At 68.7% G+C, this 15,420-nt stretch carries 17 protein-coding genes; 10 read left to right on the plus strand and 7 right to left on the minus strand.

Annotated elements, in window-relative coordinates; all coding sequences use genetic code 11:
- Positions 1 to 81: 81 nt before the first annotated feature.
- Positions 82 to 432 (minus strand): HesB/IscA family protein, encoded by a 351-nt coding sequence (locus VMT65_RS35240; protein ID WP_033089671.1) that lies wholly within the window; start codon positions 430 to 432, stop codon positions 82 to 84.
- 194 nt (positions 433 to 626) lie between these two features.
- Between VMT65_RS35240 and VMT65_RS35245 the strand changes: the two genes are divergently transcribed.
- On the plus strand, positions 627 to 1,301 hold the full coding sequence (locus tag VMT65_RS35245; RefSeq protein ID WP_326313022.1) for a DUF3043 domain-containing protein: 675 nt from the start codon (positions 627 to 629) through the stop codon (positions 1,299 to 1,301).
- 86 nt (positions 1,302 to 1,387) lie between these two features.
- Here the strand turns inward: VMT65_RS35245 and VMT65_RS35250 are convergent, their stop codons facing one another.
- Together VMT65_RS35250 and VMT65_RS35255 are read right to left on the minus strand one after the other, a co-directional pair.
- Positions 1,388 to 1,612, minus strand: coding sequence for a hypothetical protein (locus VMT65_RS35250; RefSeq protein ID WP_326313023.1), 225 nt, complete (start codon positions 1,610 to 1,612; stop codon positions 1,388 to 1,390).
- Complete coding sequence (locus VMT65_RS35255) at positions 1,609 to 1,731, minus strand: hypothetical protein (RefSeq protein WP_326313024.1); 123 nt, start codon at positions 1,729 to 1,731, stop codon at positions 1,609 to 1,611. Before VMT65_RS35255 ends, VMT65_RS35250 begins: the two co-directional genes overlap by 4 nt.
- An 86-nt stretch (positions 1,732 to 1,817) precedes the next feature.
- Here VMT65_RS35255 and VMT65_RS35260 point away from each other — a divergent pair, with 86 nt between their 5' ends.
- The 4 genes from VMT65_RS35260 to VMT65_RS35275 all read left to right on the plus strand — a co-directional run bounded on the left by VMT65_RS35260 (position 1,818) and on the right by VMT65_RS35275 (position 6,109).
- Positions 1,818 to 2,783 carry a helix-turn-helix domain-containing protein gene (locus VMT65_RS35260; RefSeq protein WP_326313025.1) on the plus strand — a complete coding sequence of 322 codons (966 nt, stop codon included), beginning with the start codon at positions 1,818 to 1,820 and terminating at the stop codon, positions 2,781 to 2,783.
- A 53-nt stretch (positions 2,784 to 2,836) separates the two neighbouring features.
- Positions 2,837 to 3,106: a hypothetical protein gene (locus VMT65_RS35265; RefSeq protein WP_326313026.1), complete on the plus strand. Its 270-nt coding sequence runs from the start codon at positions 2,837 to 2,839 to the stop codon at positions 3,104 to 3,106.
- 144 nt (positions 3,107 to 3,250) lie between these two features.
- Positions 3,251 to 5,242, plus strand: coding sequence for a nicotinate-nucleotide--dimethylbenzimidazole phosphoribosyltransferase (cobT, locus tag VMT65_RS35270; protein WP_326313027.1), 1,992 nt, complete (start codon positions 3,251 to 3,253; stop codon positions 5,240 to 5,242).
- Positions 5,243 to 5,362: 120 nt separating this feature from the next.
- Entirely contained in the window at positions 5,363 to 6,109 is a 747-nt protein-coding gene (locus tag VMT65_RS35275) for an adenosylcobinamide-GDP ribazoletransferase (protein WP_326313028.1), read from the plus strand.
- On the opposite strand, the gene VMT65_RS35280 is transcribed toward VMT65_RS35275, so the two are convergent.
- Positions 6,072 to 6,764 carry a TetR/AcrR family transcriptional regulator gene (locus VMT65_RS35280; protein ID WP_326313029.1) on the minus strand — a complete coding sequence of 231 codons (693 nt, stop codon included), beginning with the start codon at positions 6,762 to 6,764 and terminating at the stop codon, positions 6,072 to 6,074. The two genes, VMT65_RS35275 and VMT65_RS35280, sit on opposite strands and share 38 nt — an antisense overlap.
- A 65-nt stretch (positions 6,765 to 6,829) precedes the next feature.
- Complete coding sequence (locus VMT65_RS35285) at positions 6,830 to 8,080, minus strand: FAD-dependent monooxygenase (RefSeq protein WP_326313030.1); 1,251 nt, start codon at positions 8,078 to 8,080, stop codon at positions 6,830 to 6,832.
- Positions 8,081 to 8,296: 216 nt separating this feature from the next.
- Here VMT65_RS35285 and VMT65_RS35290 point away from each other — a divergent pair, with 216 nt between their 5' ends.
- Both VMT65_RS35290 and VMT65_RS35295 read left to right on the plus strand, forming a co-directional pair.
- Positions 8,297 to 9,100: a bestrophin-like domain gene (locus tag VMT65_RS35290; RefSeq protein WP_326313031.1), complete on the plus strand. Its 804-nt coding sequence runs from the start codon at positions 8,297 to 8,299 to the stop codon at positions 9,098 to 9,100.
- Positions 9,101 to 9,179: 79 nt separating this feature from the next.
- A complete protein-coding gene (locus VMT65_RS35295; RefSeq protein ID WP_326313032.1) occupies positions 9,180 to 10,319 on the plus strand; it encodes a hypothetical protein in 1,140 nt (379 codons plus the stop codon).
- 9 nt (positions 10,320 to 10,328) lie between these two features.
- Here VMT65_RS35295 and VMT65_RS35300 read toward each other — a convergent pair whose 3' ends face one another.
- Positions 10,329 to 11,192 carry a MetQ/NlpA family ABC transporter substrate-binding protein gene (locus VMT65_RS35300; protein WP_326313033.1) on the minus strand — a complete coding sequence of 288 codons (864 nt, stop codon included), beginning with the start codon at positions 11,190 to 11,192 and terminating at the stop codon, positions 10,329 to 10,331.
- 152 nt (positions 11,193 to 11,344) lie between these two features.
- Between VMT65_RS35300 and VMT65_RS35305 the strand changes: the two genes are divergently transcribed.
- The 3 genes from VMT65_RS35305 to VMT65_RS35315 are packed head-to-tail and all read left to right on the plus strand — an operon-like array spanning position 11,345 to position 13,955.
- Positions 11,345 to 12,220 carry a MetQ/NlpA family ABC transporter substrate-binding protein gene (locus tag VMT65_RS35305; RefSeq protein WP_326313034.1) on the plus strand — a complete coding sequence of 292 codons (876 nt, stop codon included), beginning with the start codon at positions 11,345 to 11,347 and terminating at the stop codon, positions 12,218 to 12,220.
- Entirely contained in the window at positions 12,217 to 13,266 is a 1,050-nt protein-coding gene (locus tag VMT65_RS35310; protein ID WP_326313035.1) for a methionine ABC transporter ATP-binding protein, read from the plus strand. The genes VMT65_RS35305 and VMT65_RS35310 overlap by 4 nt, the downstream gene beginning before the upstream one ends.
- A 26-nt stretch (positions 13,267 to 13,292) precedes the next feature.
- A complete protein-coding gene (locus VMT65_RS35315) occupies positions 13,293 to 13,955 on the plus strand; it encodes a methionine ABC transporter permease (protein ID WP_326313198.1) in 663 nt (220 codons plus the stop codon).
- Positions 13,956 to 13,974: 19 nt separating this feature from the next.
- Here VMT65_RS35315 and VMT65_RS35320 read toward each other — a convergent pair whose 3' ends face one another.
- Positions 13,975 to 15,381, minus strand: a complete 1,407-nt coding sequence (locus VMT65_RS35320; protein ID WP_326313036.1) for a DUF1254 domain-containing protein — start codon at positions 15,379 to 15,381, stop codon at positions 13,975 to 13,977.
- Positions 15,382 to 15,420: the final 39 nt, after the last annotated feature.

Consider the following 15,420-nt stretch of genomic DNA (forward strand, 5'->3'; position numbering starts at 1 on the left):
ACACCGTCCGAGACGTTTTAGCCCGGACACACGACAGCGCGGAACATCCGTCAGCGGATGTTCCGCGCTGTGCGAGCTAACTCAGTTGAAGCTGTCGCCGCAGGCGCAGGAGCCGGTGGCGTTCGGGTTGTCGATGGTGAAACCCTGCTTCTCGATGGTGTCGACGAAGTCGATCGAGGCGCCCTGCACGTAGGGGGCGCTCATGCGGTCGACCGCGAGCTTCACGCCGCCGAACTCGACGACCAGGTCGCCGTCGAGGCTGCGGTCGTCGAAGAAGAGCTGGTAGCGGAGGCCCGCGCAGCCACCGGGCTGGACAGCGATGCGAAGGGCGAGATCGTCGCGGCCTTCCTGATCCAGCAGCGCCTTGGCCTTGCTGGCGGCGGCGTCGGTCAGAGTCACACCGTGAGTGGTGGTCTCGTTCTGCACAGTCATGAACTCTCCTAAGGGACCTGTTTTCAACCCGTGAAGGCGCACGGCTCGATGCCTGTCAACACCTGTTCCCGGGAGACTATTCCCCATCCTACGCGGCGCGTATTCGACGGACCGGCCAGGTTGTCGAGTCGCTGACAGATAGCTGGTGGGGTGTGCGACACAACAAAGGTACGGACCAGGATTTTCGGGGAGACGTGCCATCCAATAGCCTGGTCGGCGTGAAGTTCCTGCGCCGTGGCGAGTCCACCCCCACCTCCGACAGCTCCAGCAGCGTCGATACCGATGCCGCGGTGGCGGACAAGACCGTCACCCTCGGCAAGGGACGACCGACCCCGTCTCGCCGCGAGGCGCAGGGCCGCCGCCGCGGTCCGGTCGCGCCCGCGCCGAAGACCGCCAAGGAGGCCCGCGCCCGTCGCAAGGCGCTGCGCGGGACCAGGGCGGAACGCAAGTCGGACTCGGCCGAGCGGCGCGCCGCCGCGCAGGACCGCCGCGCCCGCATGCTCGCGGGCGAGGAGCAGTACCTGCTGCCGCGCGACAAGGGCAAGGTCAAGGGGTACGTGCGTGACATCGTGGACGCGCGCCGCAATCTGCTCGGGCTGTTCATGCCGCTGGCGCTGGTGTTGATCCTCAGCATGATCCTCTCGCCCGCGCTGCAGGCGATCGTCACGCTGGCCATGCTGGTGATGATGCTGTTCATGATCATCGAGGGCGTCGTGCTCGGGCGGATCGTGAACAAGCGGGTCCGGGAACGCTTCCCGGACACCACCGATTCCTCGTTCTCGCTGGGCTGGTACGCGTTCGTGCGCGCCTCGCAGGTGCGCCGGATGCGTGCGCCCAAGCCGCGGGTGAACGCGGGCGACGCGGTCTGAATCGTGGGGCCGTCGGCGTCGACGGCTCGAAGATGGTGCCCGACGGGCGGATTCGAACCTCTCGAACGAGGGGTTCGGGCCGCCCGTCAGTTGTGTTCGCGGTAGGTCGACAGGGCGCGGATCTCCAGCGCCACCCGATCGCGGTCGCGGTCGATGAAGTTGGTGGAACCCGCGAGGCCCCAGCTGTTTTCGCGGTGGAACGGTACGGCCCGGCCGGCGGCGGCGAACAGGGCGGCGATGCGGCGGAACATGGTGACGATCTCGGTGGTGTCGGTCGCGGTGTGAATGCGGCCGGGGGTGATGGCGGTCATGCGCGGGCCTCCCCTTCCTCTGTGGTGTCGGTGGTGTCTCCGGCCATGAAGCCGAAGGTCATGGTGCCGAGCGCCGCCATGGCGGTTCCGGCTGCGACGATTGCGGTGAGGGCTTGCATGGCAGTAAGTTTTCTATAGAGAACATACCGCCAACAGTGGCAGTTCTGACATAGTTCGTAAATATTCGGCCAGATGGGATCGAAACATGCTCTCGAAGGTCGCCGTCGTACTCAATGACCACCTCGCCATGTTCGAATTCGGCGTCGTCTGTGAGGTTTTCGGCCTGGACCGCAGTTCGGATGGGTTACCGCTGTTCGACTTCCGGGTCTGCGGCGCGGAACCCGGCAAGCCGCTGGTCTCCAGCTCGCCGGGCATCCAGGTGACGCCCGAATACGGGCTGGAGGAACTGCGCGACGCGGATCTGGTTGCCATTCCGGCGTTTCCGATCTACGCCGACAACCCCTTCGACCAGCGCGTGGTCGATGCCGTGCGGGACGCCGCCGACCGCGGGGCCACCGTGCTGACCGTGTGCTCGGGGGCCTTCCTCGCGGGCGCGGCCGGGCTGCTCGACGGGCGCAAATGCACGACGCACTGGCGCTATGTCGACCTGCTGGCGGAGAAGTTCCCGCAGGCCACCGTCGACCCGGACGTGCTGTTCGTGGACGAGGGGAACCTGATCACCAGCGCGGGCACGGCCGCGGGCATCGACGCCTCCCTGCATCTGGTGCGCCGCGAACTGGGCAGTTCCGTGGCCAACGCCATTGCCCGGCGCATGGTGGTGCCGCCGCAACGCGATGGCGGGCAGCGGCAATTCATCGAACGGCCCGTGGTGGACTGCGACTCCGACAGCCTCAGCGAAACCCTGCACTGGATGGGCGAGAACCTCGAGCTGCCGCACACGGTCGAGGCGCTGGCCGCCCGCACCGCCATGTCGACGCGCACCTTCGCCCGCCGATTCGCCGCCGAAACCGGGACCACCCCGGTGAAATGGCTGACCGGGCAGCGCATTCTGCTCGCCAAACAGCTGCTCGAGGACAGCGACCTCGATCTCGAATCCCTGGCCCACCGTTGCGGGTTCGGCTCTGGGGCGCTGCTACGGCATCACTTCCAGCGGATGGTGGGGATCGCGCCCGCGGAGTACCGCAGGCGCTTCGGTGCGCGTGTGTCCTGATATGGACGTCTGAATCGGACGACGCTCGATGCCGACCGTTAGGATGCGCAATCGTGCGTTGGGGAGTGTTGATTGCCGCTGTGCCGCTGGCGATTCTGGTGGCCGGGACCGCGGCCGGGTGCAAGGATCCGCGGAATGCGGAGGGGCAGTGCCTGGTGGGCGGGCCGACGTCCAATCACGACAAGGTGGTGTCCTGCTCGAAGCCGCACGACGGGAAGATCGTCGCGAGCGTGAGCCACGAGTCGGACTGCCCGCAGGGTACGGACTGGTCGTATGCCGCCAAGGACCTGAAGGTCATGTGCGTCCACAACGAGAAGGGCTGACCTGCGGCCGAAGCCTCGCGGCCACGCGGCGCTGCGACCGGTGGACGGCGTCGCTTGGCCCTCGGGGCCAGGGAGCTCGGCCGGATTCGCGGGATGACCGTGCCTACTCCGCCGGGGTGTCGGTCCAATTGATACCGTGCTGACGTGTCGCACACAGCTCAGACAACCGATCGGCCGCTGCGGACCCTGGTGCTCGGTGGCGCCCGGTCCGGGAAGTCGGCCTTCGCGGAACAGTTGGTCGCGTCGGAGGCGGTGCGGTACGTGGCCACCGCGGTGGCCGATCCCGCCGACGCCGACTTCGCCGAACGCATTGCGGCGCATCGGGCTCGGCGGCCCGCGACCTGGACGATCGTGGAGGGCGACCCGGTCGCGGCGCTCGGCGAGCCCACGCCCGTCACCCTGGTCGACGACCTCGGCACCTGGCTGACCGGGCGGTTGGACGCGCATGCGGCGTGGGAGTCCCCGCGCGGCACCGTGGCCCCCGACGTCGCCGCGTTGGTGGCGGCCGTCGCCGGATACACCGAGCGGCTGATCATCGTCAGCCCCGAGGTGGGGTTGGGCGTCATCCCGGGCACCGCCTCCGGCCGACTGTTCCGCGATGAGATCGGCACCTTGAACCAGCGCTTGGCCGAGGTGTGCGACGAGGTGTTCCTGGTGGTCGCCGGGCAGGCGCTCCAGGTCAAGCCGGATCGCGCCGCCGCCTCGGCCGCCGCCCTCACCGACGCGGCGACCACGAGCTCGCCGGTCGTCGCGACGGGCGCGAGTTCCGCTGCTGCGCTGGAAAGTTCGGCAGCCGCCTCGACGGATCAGCCTGCGGTGGAGCAGATTCCGACGTCCGCCGCCGTGGTGGACGCCGTCGCGGGCCTGGGCATGACCGCCGCCGGTGCCGTGACCGCCGCTGCGTTGGAAAGCGAGGCCGCGTCGGCGGATGCGGGTGTGAGCGTGGGGGATTCGGCGGCCGCCGGCGCAGGGAGCGCCGCCACCGCTGGTGCGGGAAGCGCCGCCACCGGTGGTGCCGAGAATGCGGTTGCCGCCGCGTCGGAGGATGGGCCGCGGCTCACCAAGCCGGTGCGGATCTCGTTTGGGCCCGTGCCGGGGCCGGATGCGGTGGTGCGGGCGGCTGCGGAGGCGCGGCAGTTGGAGTTGACCAAGCCCGCGGGGGCGTTGGGGCGGCTGGAGAAGTTGGCGAATTGGGTTGCCGCTTGCCAGGGGGTGTGTCCGCCCAAGCAGTTCGAGCGGGCTCGGGTGGTGGTGTTCGCGGGGGATCACGGGGTGGCCAAGCACGGGGTGTCGGCGTATCCGAGTGAGGTGACCGCGCAGATGGTCGCCAACTTCCTGCACGGTGGGGCCGCGGTGAATGTGTTGGCGCGCTTGGCCGATGCGTCGGTGCGGGTGGAAGACCTCGCGGTGGAGGGCGATACCGCGCCGGAGATCTCGCGGCACAAGGTGCGGCGGTCCAGCGGGTCGATCGACCGTGAGGACGCGCTGAGCGAGGCCGAGGTGCAGGCGGCGCTGACCGCCGGTGCGACCATCGCCGACGAGGAAATCGATTCCGGCGCGGACCTTCTCATCGCCGGTGACATGGGCATCGGGAACACGACACCGGCCACGGTGCTGATCGCCACCATCACCGATACCGAGCCGGTCATCGCCGTCGGGCGCGGCACCGGTGTCGACGACGCGGGCTGGATCCGTAAGACCGCCGCCATCCGCGACGCCATGTGGCGCGCCCGCCCGGTCGTCAAGGACCCGGTTGCCTTGCTGCGCACCGCATCCGGCGCGGACTTCGCCGCCATGGCGGGCTTCCTCGCCCGCGCCGCCGCCCGCCGCACCCCGGTCATCCTCGACGGCGTTGTCGTCACCGCCGCCGCCCTGGTCGCCGACCAGCTCGCCCCCGGCTCCCGCGCCTGGTGGGTCGCGGGCCACCGCTCCAGCGAGCCCTCCCACACCATCGCCCTGCAACGCCTGGATCTCGAGCCCCTCGTCGACATGAGCATGCGCCTGGGCGAAGGCTCCGGCGCAGTCACCGCCCTCCCCCTCCTCCGCGCGGCCGTCGCCACCCTCGGCGAAATGGCCACCTTCGCCGAGGCCGGAGTCAGCACCGCCGACGCGGACCCCGACCCGGCCGGTGCGTAACTCGCCGCCGAGCACCGCACCACGCCCCGCGCAGCGAACCGCGTTGGCGCGTAACCATGCCCGCCGGGTTGAGTCGAATCCTGCAGCGCGGGGCCGAATACGGGCGAGTGAGGCTACGGCGTGAACGGGTTGCAGTTGGCTATTTCTTGGCTGACGGTGCTGCCCGTGCGCGGGCCGGATGAGGTGGATCGAGGTGCGGCGGGGCGGGCTATCGCATGGGCACCGGTGGTCGGGGTACTGCTCGGTGTCGGGACCGCCGAGTTGATGTGGGCTCTTGGCGAACTCGGGGCTTCGTGGCTGCTGGCCGGGTTCGTGGCGGTGGCGGGGTTGGCGCTGGTTACGCGGGGGATGCATATCGACGGTCTGGCCGACACCATGGATGGGCTCGGGAGTTACGGGCCGCCGGAGCGGGCTCGGGAGATCATGAAGAGTGGTGGGGCCGGGCCGTTCGGGGTGGCTGCCCTGGTGTTCGCCATTGGGGTGCAGGCGGTTTCGTTGGCCGCGTTGGCCGAGGCCGGGCGGTGGGTGGCGGTGGTGGTTGCCGTGGCGGTTGGGCGGGTGGCGGTGGTGCTGGCGTGTCGACGCGGGATCGAGGCGGCTCCGGGGGCCGGATTCGGTGCGCTGGTCGCGGGGACACAGAGTCCGGTCGTGGGTCTCGCCTGGGGTGGGATTGCCTGTGTGGCGGCGGTATTCGCCACCGGAAATTACTGGCAGGGGCCGATGGCGGTGCTGCTGGCGTTGGCCGTGACGGTGTTGCTGGTGCGGCATTGTGTGCGGCGGTTCGGCGGGCTGAATGGCGATGTGCTCGGAGCCGCACTGGAATTGAGCGTCACCCTCGCCGCCGCCGTGCTGTCGTTCGCGCGCTGAGCGGCCCGTCAGCGGGCGGGGTGCGCCGGTCAGGAGTTGGTATGAGGCGGGCGACGGCGGACTGGACGAAGTCGATCAGGCGGTCGGCCGGATAGTCTTCCGGTTGGGTGAGCGTGAGTCGAACGAGTTGCTCGCCGACCGCGAGCAGTGCGACGGCGAGGATGTCCGGGTCCAGGGGGCCCGGCCCGGTGGCGTGGTCGTGGGCCCAGTCGATCAGGGCACGCAGCTTGGCGCGGGCGAAATCCCTGGCACGGGTGGAGTATTCGCGGACCTCGGCCGGAGCGTCGTCGGCGGGAAGCAGCAGCAGTCGCGCGGAGTCGGGATGCCGGATGACCGCGCACAGCAGATTGGCGGCCGCGGCGGCCAGCGTGGACGGGAAGTCGACGCGCTCCTCGACGGTCGGCATGGCCAAATCCAACTGGTCGAGAACGCGGCGCTGTTCGCGCTCGAACAAGGCCACCAGCAGCGGCCCCCGACCCGGATAGGCCGCGTACACACGCGGTTTCGCCAGATCGGCCGCCCGCGCGACCGCCTCCATGGTGGTGGCGGCATACCCGTGCGCGGTGACCAGCCGCAGGGCCGCATCGAGGATCTGCTCACGACGGATCTCCAGATCCATGCGCGGCTGGCGCTGGCGGGCGGGGCGGTCGGGCACGGCGTTCACGCTAGGCGACCATCGAATCGAGGGTGCGGCGAGGTCGAGACGACGAGATCGGTCGGTCAATACAGGTCGGTGCTGCCCAGGCGGGGACCCGGCAACTGCAGCGGGCCGTTGGCGAGCCAGGCGGCGGCGGGCCAGCAGGCGGGGGCGAGCCGGGCGGCCAGGTCGCGGCGCAGGCGGGTGGAACGGTCTGGTGCGCGCATGATTCGGAGCGCTCGGGAGGAGACGTCGCGATTGCGGAGACCCCAGGCCCGACGGTAGGCGGCACAGCGGCCGATGGCCCGGTGGGCTGTCGCACGGGAGGGCGCCGACAGCGCGGCGGCGATGGCCCGGGCGGCGTCGGTGGCGTCGAGGACTCCGGAGTTGAGGCCGCGGCCGCCCCAGGGCGCGAACAGGTGGGCGGCCTCCCCGGCGAGCAGGACGCGGCGATGCGGATCGGTGTAGGTGTCGGCGACCACCTGATGGAATCGGTAGGTGGAGATCCAGGTGATGTGCTCGCCGTACCAGGGGTCGATGATGCGGGAAGTCCAGTCCCGCACGCCGTCCGGACTCGCGAGGTAGTCGGCGTCGTCGTCGGCGGTGCACTGCAGATCGACGCGCATACCGCCCTGGAACGGCATGTGCATGACATTGCGGCCGTCGACGCGCGGCTCGCGGTAGTAGAAATGGCCGGGCATCAGGGGCGTGGAGCCGTCGGGGTGGGCCTCGACATCCACGATGATGAACGGGGTGTCGTCGGTATGGCCGGTCATTGTCGCACCGATGGCCCGCCGCACCGCGGACCGCGCGCCGTCCGCGCCGATCACGTATGTGGCGCTGATGGTTTCACCCGATGCCAGGGTGAGGTCGACGCCGCCGTCGCCGGTCTCCATCGTGGAAACGGGACTCTCCCATCGAAATTCGACGCCCTCGCGTACGCACGCCTCGTACAGGAAACCCTCGGTGACCCGCTGCGGCAGGCTGGTGAGCAGCCGATCCGTGCGGGCGATCCGGCCGAGCACACCGTGTTCACTGCGGTGCAGGAAGATTCGGCGACCCTCGTAGAAGGCGTCGTAGCCACTGACGCCGATGCCCGCCGCCCGGATTCGGCCGCCGAGCCCGGGCAGCACGGTATCGATGCGGTGCGTGGTCGGAAGGGCCAGCACGATGGCCCGGCTGCCAGGCCGAATCCGTTGCTGCGCTTCTGCTTCCAGCACCAGGGTGCGTACCCCGCGCCGAGCCAGCGCGAGAGCGGCGATGAGGCCGACGGGCCCTGCGCCCACCACCGCGGCCGGGTCGTCGGAAATCGCTTGTGGGGCGGAGGGAGTCATGCTGGCCTCTTTCGGGCGTCGTGACGCAATGCCCGTACGGTACCGTAACTACGGCTGCGTAACTAGAGTTTCGATGTGTCCCGGCCACCCGGCATCGAAGTCTTTCCGGTAGTGAACCGCGCGCGTAACAGATTGTTTGCCGGTGCAATCCGACCGACCAGTGGTTGCGAATACTTCGTGATCGCAACTGCCCTGGCGCGGAAATGGAGTCGCGGAATGCTCGGAGTTCTGGTGCAGCTGGGTTTGCTCGTGCTGTTCGCGGTGGTGGCGGTGACGGTCTTCGTGGTGGGGGATCGGCTGCGGCCGAAATCGTGGCGGCACAGCGATGATCAGGGTGCGGGGCACATGATGCTCGACCTGGTGAACATGTTCTTCGCCGCCATCGTGGCCTTCGTGGTGGTGGTGCTGTGGCAGCAGTACGACACCTCGCACGAGCACACCGTGACCGAGGCCAAGGCGCTGGTGAGCGTGTACGAGACCGCCGCCGGAATGCCCGACCCGGATCGCACCCAGATCCAGGCGCTGGTCAAGGATTACACGAAGCAGGTGGTCGGCGACGAGTGGCGGGTGATGGACCAGCAGCGGCGGCTCAGCCCGGCCGCCCAGGCCACCCTCGACGATCTGCGGGAGGCCGTCGCCGCGGCACCGGCCGGGGACGCGGATGCCAAAGCGACCCAGGACAAGGCGATGACCGGTGTCGACGCCATCGCGGAAGCGCGCTACGACCGGGGCCTGGACGCCGGGTATCGGCTGCCCGGATTCCTGTACGTGGCACTGTGGTTCGCGACCGTCATGCTGCTGTTCGGCACCGTGCTCTCCGGTGTGGTGGTCACCAAGCGCAGCATCATCATGACCGGCCTGTTCGGATTGGTGATCGGCGCGGTCGTCGTGGCCATCTACCAACTGGATCAACCGTTCTCGGGTGGCGACCACGTCTCCCGCGACGCCTACGAACTGGCCCTGTCCCGCTTCGAACACATCACCTCCACGGCCCCGGCGGCCAGCGCCAATCCGCGCTGACGCGCCACCGCAGCATCGTTCGCACACGGTTTTCGGAGGCAATGTGACTCGAACCAACAGGGCGGCACGGGGATTCGCGGTGGCCACGGTGCTCCCGCTGGCCGCCGCGGTACTTGCCGTGCAAGCGGATGTCGCCGAGGCCGATCCGGGGCAACCCGCGCTGCCGCCGATCGGCGAGATTCTCAGCGGGAGTGCGGGTTCGGAGACGCCCGCACCGATCGACGCGCCGTCCGGGAGCTCGCTCGGGTTGGGCGGCGGTAGCAGTGTCACCGGCAGTGCTTCGGGGCCGGGCAGCGGTGGGGCGACCACGGGCAGCTCGCTGGGGCTCGGGCCGGGAAATCCGGCGAATCCGTCGCCCGGCAATATCGATCTGTCGCCCGGCAATGTCGATCTGTCGCCCGGAAACGCGGCGGGCGGGTCGCTCAGCACCGGCAGCAGCCTTACCGGTAGCGCCCAGACCGGAAGCGGAATCGCGGCCGACGCGACGAGTTTGGCGCTGCCACACGCGAATTCGTACAACGGCGGCGGGGCGGTGCGGCCGGTCCAGACGGCGACCCCACTGCGCCCCGCCGACGCGCCGAACACCCTCGGCGGTCTGGCCGGACTGGACTCCGGCAGTGTCGCCACCGCCTGCGCGGGCAGCGCCGTGGTCGGCAGCGCGGTCTTGGGTCTGGGCCTGCTGACCGGCAGCGGTACCGGCTCCGGCCTGATCGGCCCCGGACTCGTGCCCGGTCTGATCGGACCGGGCTCCGCCGGGGTGGGCAGCGCGGTGACCGGCAGCGGCCTAGGATCCGCCGGCGTCGGCAGCGCCGTGACCGGCAGCGGCCTGATCGGGTCGGGGTCCGCAGGAGCGGGCAGCGTCGCGGTGGGCAGCGCCATGACCGGCAGTGCCCTGCTCACCTGCCTGCTGTTGCTGCCGGTCCCGACGCCGCCGGAACCCGGTATCCCCCTGGAGATTCCGCCACCTGCGGCCCCGGTGCCCGCGCCCGCCGTGGTTCCGGTCGCCGCCCCCGCGCCCGCGCCGCAACCGGTGGTGGTGCCGCCCGCGCCGAGGCCCGTTCCGCCACCGCCGCCACCGGTCGCCTATGTCGCGCCCGCGCCACCCCCGCAGCCCGTCCCCTGGACCGCATTGCAGTTCATGACCGTCCTGATCATCACCATCCTCGCCGGTGCCCGCGTCCGAATGGCTCGCGGACACCGGGGCGGCGCCGCCGAATAGCCGGTCGGTCTACTTGCGGAACTTGGCCTCCAGATCCGTGGCCGTCGCCTGCAGATCGGCCGCGGAATTGGTCTTGAAGATGCCCTGGAAGCCGGCCTCGGCCTTGATCGCCGCCTCGACCTCCGGATCGTGGTAGATCTGGGTGAGCTGCAGGTACTTCGGGTTGTCCTTGTCGGCGGCGCGGGCGGCGAAGATATTGATGTACTGCTTCAGATCCGGCCGATTCGGGTCGTCGGTGTAGATGATCTGATCATTGGTCAGCCCCGCCTGCCGCGCCCAGGTGTCGTCGACGTAGGCGGCGTCCACACTGTCCAGTGACGAGGCCGTGAGCGTCGGGTCGATGGGGGTGAGCTTGACCTTCGACGCGGCCTTGTCCACATCCTCGAGCTTGGAATCCCACGACCCGCCGTTCTTCAACACGATGAGCCCGGCCGCCGCCAGATTCAACAGCGGCCGCACCTGATTCGCGGGATTGTTGCTCAACGTGATCTCACCGCCCTGCGGGATCTCGCCGACCGACTTGTGCTTCTTCGAGTACAACCCCAGCGGATAGATCTCCGTCGCCCCGATCGGCACCAGCGTGTCGTTGTTGCGGGCGTTGTAATTGGCCAGGTAGCGGATGTGCTGGAACTTGTTGAGATCCACCTGCCCCTGCGACAGCGCCGGGTTCGGCTGGTTGTAATCGGTGAAGTTGGTGAACTCGACCGTGATGCCCGCGGCGGCGGCCTTCTTCTTGAACACGTCCCAGTGCGGCAGTGCGAGGTCGTTCACACCGATACGCACCACGTCGCCGTGGTGTTCCTTGCCACAGGCGGCCGTCAGCGCTAGCGAGAGCAGGACCGGAATCACCAGGAAACGGCGCAATTTTCGCATTTCACGCACCGTAGGGGAGGGTTCGTGCCACCCGGAAGCGTTCCGCTCGCGCGGATCGCAATCATTGCCCGGGGATTGCCCGCACGGTTGCATGGCCGGGTTCATTGTCATCTCGACCCCGACCCGGGTCGACGATTCATGCGGGAGCACGAGTGAAATTCCATCGGGTACTGGCGATCCCGGTCCTGGTAGCAGCCGTCGCGAGCCTCACCCTCACGGCTTGCGGCTCGAGCGGTGATTCCGGCGGCAATACCGTCCGCATCGGCACCACCGAGTCCGACCCGCACTGGGACGTCTTCAAGGACGAGGCCAAGAAGCAGGGCATCACCCTCGACATCGTCCACTACTCGGACTACTCGCAGCCCAATATCGCGTTGGCGCAGAAGCAGATCGACGTGAATCTGTTCCAGCACCTGCAGTTCCTGGGCCAGTACAACGTGGCCAACAACCAGGATCTGACGCCGATCGGCGCGACTTACATTGTGCCGCTGGGGCTTTACTCCAAGAAGCACAAGTCGCTCACCGAGTTCGGGCCGGGCGCGGAGATCGCGATCCCCAACGATCCGACCAATCAGGCGCGCGCGCTGTTCGTGCTGCAGGCCGCGGGACTGTTGAAGCTGTCCGGCGACAAGGGCCAGCCGACGCCCGCCGACATCGACAAGGGCGCGTCCAAGGTGAAGGTGACCCCGGTCGACGCCGCGCAGACCGCGCTGTCGCTGGCCTCGGTGGACGGCGCGATCGTCAACAACACCTACCTGTCCAAGGCCGATATCGATCCGAACAGCGCGCTGTACAAGGACGATCCGAACAACCCCGGTGCCGCGCCCTACATCAACGCGCTGGTCACCCGCGCCGCGGACAAGAACAATGCGACCTACCTGAAGCTGGTCGACATCTTCCACAGCCCCGAGGTGCAGAAGGCCGAGGCGGCCGATTCCAAGGGCACCGCGGTCGAGGTGAAGAAGAACGGGCCGGAGCTGGAGCAGATCCTGGCGCGGGTGCAGCAGACCATCCGCGACGGCAAATGAGCCAGACCGAGGCCGCCGCTGTCGAATTCCGTTCGGTCACCAAGGTTTTCCGCAGCGGCAAACAGCGCCACACCGCGCTGGACGGCATCGACCTGCGTATCGAGCGGGGTGAGATCTTCGGTGTGATCGGGTATTCTGGCGCGGGCAAGTCCACGCTGGTGCGGCTGATCAATGCCCTGGAGAAGCCCACCGAGGGCACCATCCTGATCTCCGGCGACCCCATTACCGGGGTCCCGGAGTCCCGGGTCCGGCAGTTGCGCCGCGATATCGGCATGGTCTTCCAGCAGTTCAACCTGTTTCGCTCGCGCACGGCCGCGGGCAATATCGAGTACCCGCTGAAGGTGGCGGGTTGGCCACGTGCGCGGCGCAAGGCGCGCGTGGCCGAACTCCTGGAGTTCGTGGGGCTTTCGGACAAGGCGCGCAGCTACCCGGACCAGCTCTCCGGTGGGCAGAAGCAGCGCGTGGGCATTGCCCGCGCGCTGGCCACCTCCCCGTCGCTGCTGCTGGCGGACGAGGCCACCTCGGCACTCGATCCGGAGACCACGGGCGAGGTGCTGCGCCTGCTGAAGAAGATCAATCGCGAACTGGGCGTCACCATCGTGGTCATCACCCACGAAATGGATGTCATCCGCGCGGTGGCCGACCGCGTGGCGGTCCTGGCCGAGGGCCGAATTGTCGAGCTGGCCAGCACCTTCGACGTCTTCTCCGCCCCGGCGGCCCCGCCCACCCGCTCGTTCGTCGAAACGGTCCTGCACAACCGTCCGACCGACGAGGAGCTGCGCCGCCTGGGCGAGCGCCACCCCGGCACCCTGGTGACGGTCCCGATCACCGACGACAACACCCTCGGCGCGGAACTGACCGCCGCCGCGGCCGCGGGCGTCGGCTTCGAGATCGTCTTCGGCGGGGTCAGTGCGTTGCAGGACAAGACCTTCGGCAGCCTGACCCTGGCCCTGACCGGCCCGGAGGACGCGGTCCGGAGGGTGGCCGAACGGTTGGTGGCGGGTCCGGTCGTGTCGGCGGTCGAGGCCGATCGGAGGAGTGCGTGATGGGCACCGTGAGCAATCTGGCTGCCGTGCATACGGATTGGGATCGGCTGCGGCCGGTGCTGAGCGAGGCGGTCGGGACCACCGTCTATTTGGTGCTGTTGACCTTCGTGGTGGGCGGGACCATCGGGTTGGCGCTGGGGACGTTGCTGTACACCACTCGCAAGGGTGGGTTGCTGGCCAATGCGCCGGTGAATGTGGTGCTGAACGTGCTGGTGAATGTGGTTCGGCCGATTCCATTCATTATTTTGCTGGCGGCATTGGGTCCGGTCACTTTGAAGGTGATCGGCACGACGATCGGCACCGACGCGGCGGCGTTCGTCATGATCGTGGCCGCCTCGTTCGGGATCGCGCGGATCGTCGAGCAGAATCTGGTGACCGTGGATCCCGGGGTGATCGAGGCAGCGCGGTCGATGGGGGCCGGGCCATTGCGGATCATTCTGACGCTGTTGATTCCGGAAGCCTTGGGGCCCTTGGTACTCGGGTACACGTTCGTCGTGATCGCGATCGTCGACATGTCCGCCATGGCGGGCACGGTCGGCGGCGGCGGGCTCGGTGACTTCGCGTTGGTCTACGGGTATCAGCGGTTCGACTGGCAGGTCACCCTGGTGGCGACGCTGATCATCATCGCCGGGGTGCAGGGGATTCAGTTCCTCGGAAACTGGTTGGCCCGCAGGGTACTTCGGCGGTGAACTGCGGGCCGCCCGGCCCTCAGCTCAGCTTCTCGAGCTGCGGCACCTTCCACTTGCCCTCCAGCGCTTCGGATTTCGGAGCGTAGAGGCGCAGGGTCAGGGAGAACTGTCCCGACTCGGGAATGGGTAGCCAGTGCCCGGCGGGGACGCTCGGGCCGGGATCGGCGTTCTGCACGACGATCTCGACCGAGCCGTCCGCGGCCGGGGTGAGCGGAATCAGATGCCCGACGGAGTAGATGCCCGCCGGGTTCTGGACCAGGTAGCTCTGGGCGTCATAGGCCGTGAGCGACCAGAAGGCGTCGACGGGCGGCAGCTGACCCTTGGGGAAGGTGAGGCGGAAGCGGCTGCCCCCGTCGGCATTCGCGTTGATGGTCGGATAGATGGCGTCCTTGGGCAGATTCGCCCCGAGCCCGACCGCGGCGACCTGCGCGCGCAAGGTGTATTCGGTGCCGTAGGTCCCCACATTCGGATTGAACGACCAGCCGTTCTCATTGATCGCCTTGGGGTTTCGATACGCCATGACCTGCTTGCGGGCCGCGGTCGCACCGGCGGTCAGCACCTCCGCGGGCGCGGTGGTCATGGACGCGCCGGGAGTGATGCCCAGCGTGGCGAAGCGCTTCATGGCGTCGGCGTCCGCGGCAGCGGGCGGATTCAGCGACATGAGCGCGCACAGGCGATTCATGAACGCGGTCGCGTCCATGCTGGCGACCGTCTGCGCCGGTGGATTCCCGCCCACCGCCTGGGCTCCCGGTCCGCCGCCCGCGCCCGGGTTCTGCAGGTAGACGCTCAACGGGGAGAGCTTCAACTGTTCCTGGAGCGCGCGCACCGCGGGTAGATCATCGCCGCCCTTGTATTCGATGCGCCCGAGCAGCCAGGTGGTGCCGGTCGGCATGGCCAGCTGTGTGACATGGTCGGGCAGGTTCCCGTTCCAGTTCGGCCCGGTGATCACATAGGTCTGTGGCGCACCGGATTTCACCTGCGGGTCCGTGCTGCTCGGATTGTGCACGGTATTGGTCCACGCATCCAGCAACTGCATGAGCCAGTAGCGCCCGGCCTCGATCGGCGGCACCTGCAACACCATGGGCTCGGCGCGCAGATCCAGCCAGGCCTGCGAGTAGAGGGTGTCGAGGTTGAGCCGCACGACCTGCTTGGCGTCCGGGGTCGGTGGGGTCGCGTGCACGAATTGATTGGTGGGCCCCGCCGTTTCGCGGGTGGCATCCATGAGGACCAGCGGATAGCCGAAGATGTAGGCGTCGGCGGCGATGTCCTTGGGATCCGTCGAGGCCGGGGTGGTGCTGGTCGCGGTCGAACCGCTACCGGACTTGCCGCAGGCGGTGAGCGCGAGGGCGGCGGTGACCGCCGCGCCCAGGCCGAGGGCCTGCCGCCGGGAGAAATGTCCGGTCCGATCGTTCGACGGGAATTCCATAGCTGCCAGCGCCCTTTCCATTTCGGGCCTGTGCGTACC

The organism is Nocardia sp. CDC153, assembly GCF_035818515.1.
Taxonomy (GTDB): domain Bacteria; phylum Actinomycetota; class Actinomycetes; order Mycobacteriales; family Mycobacteriaceae; genus Nocardia.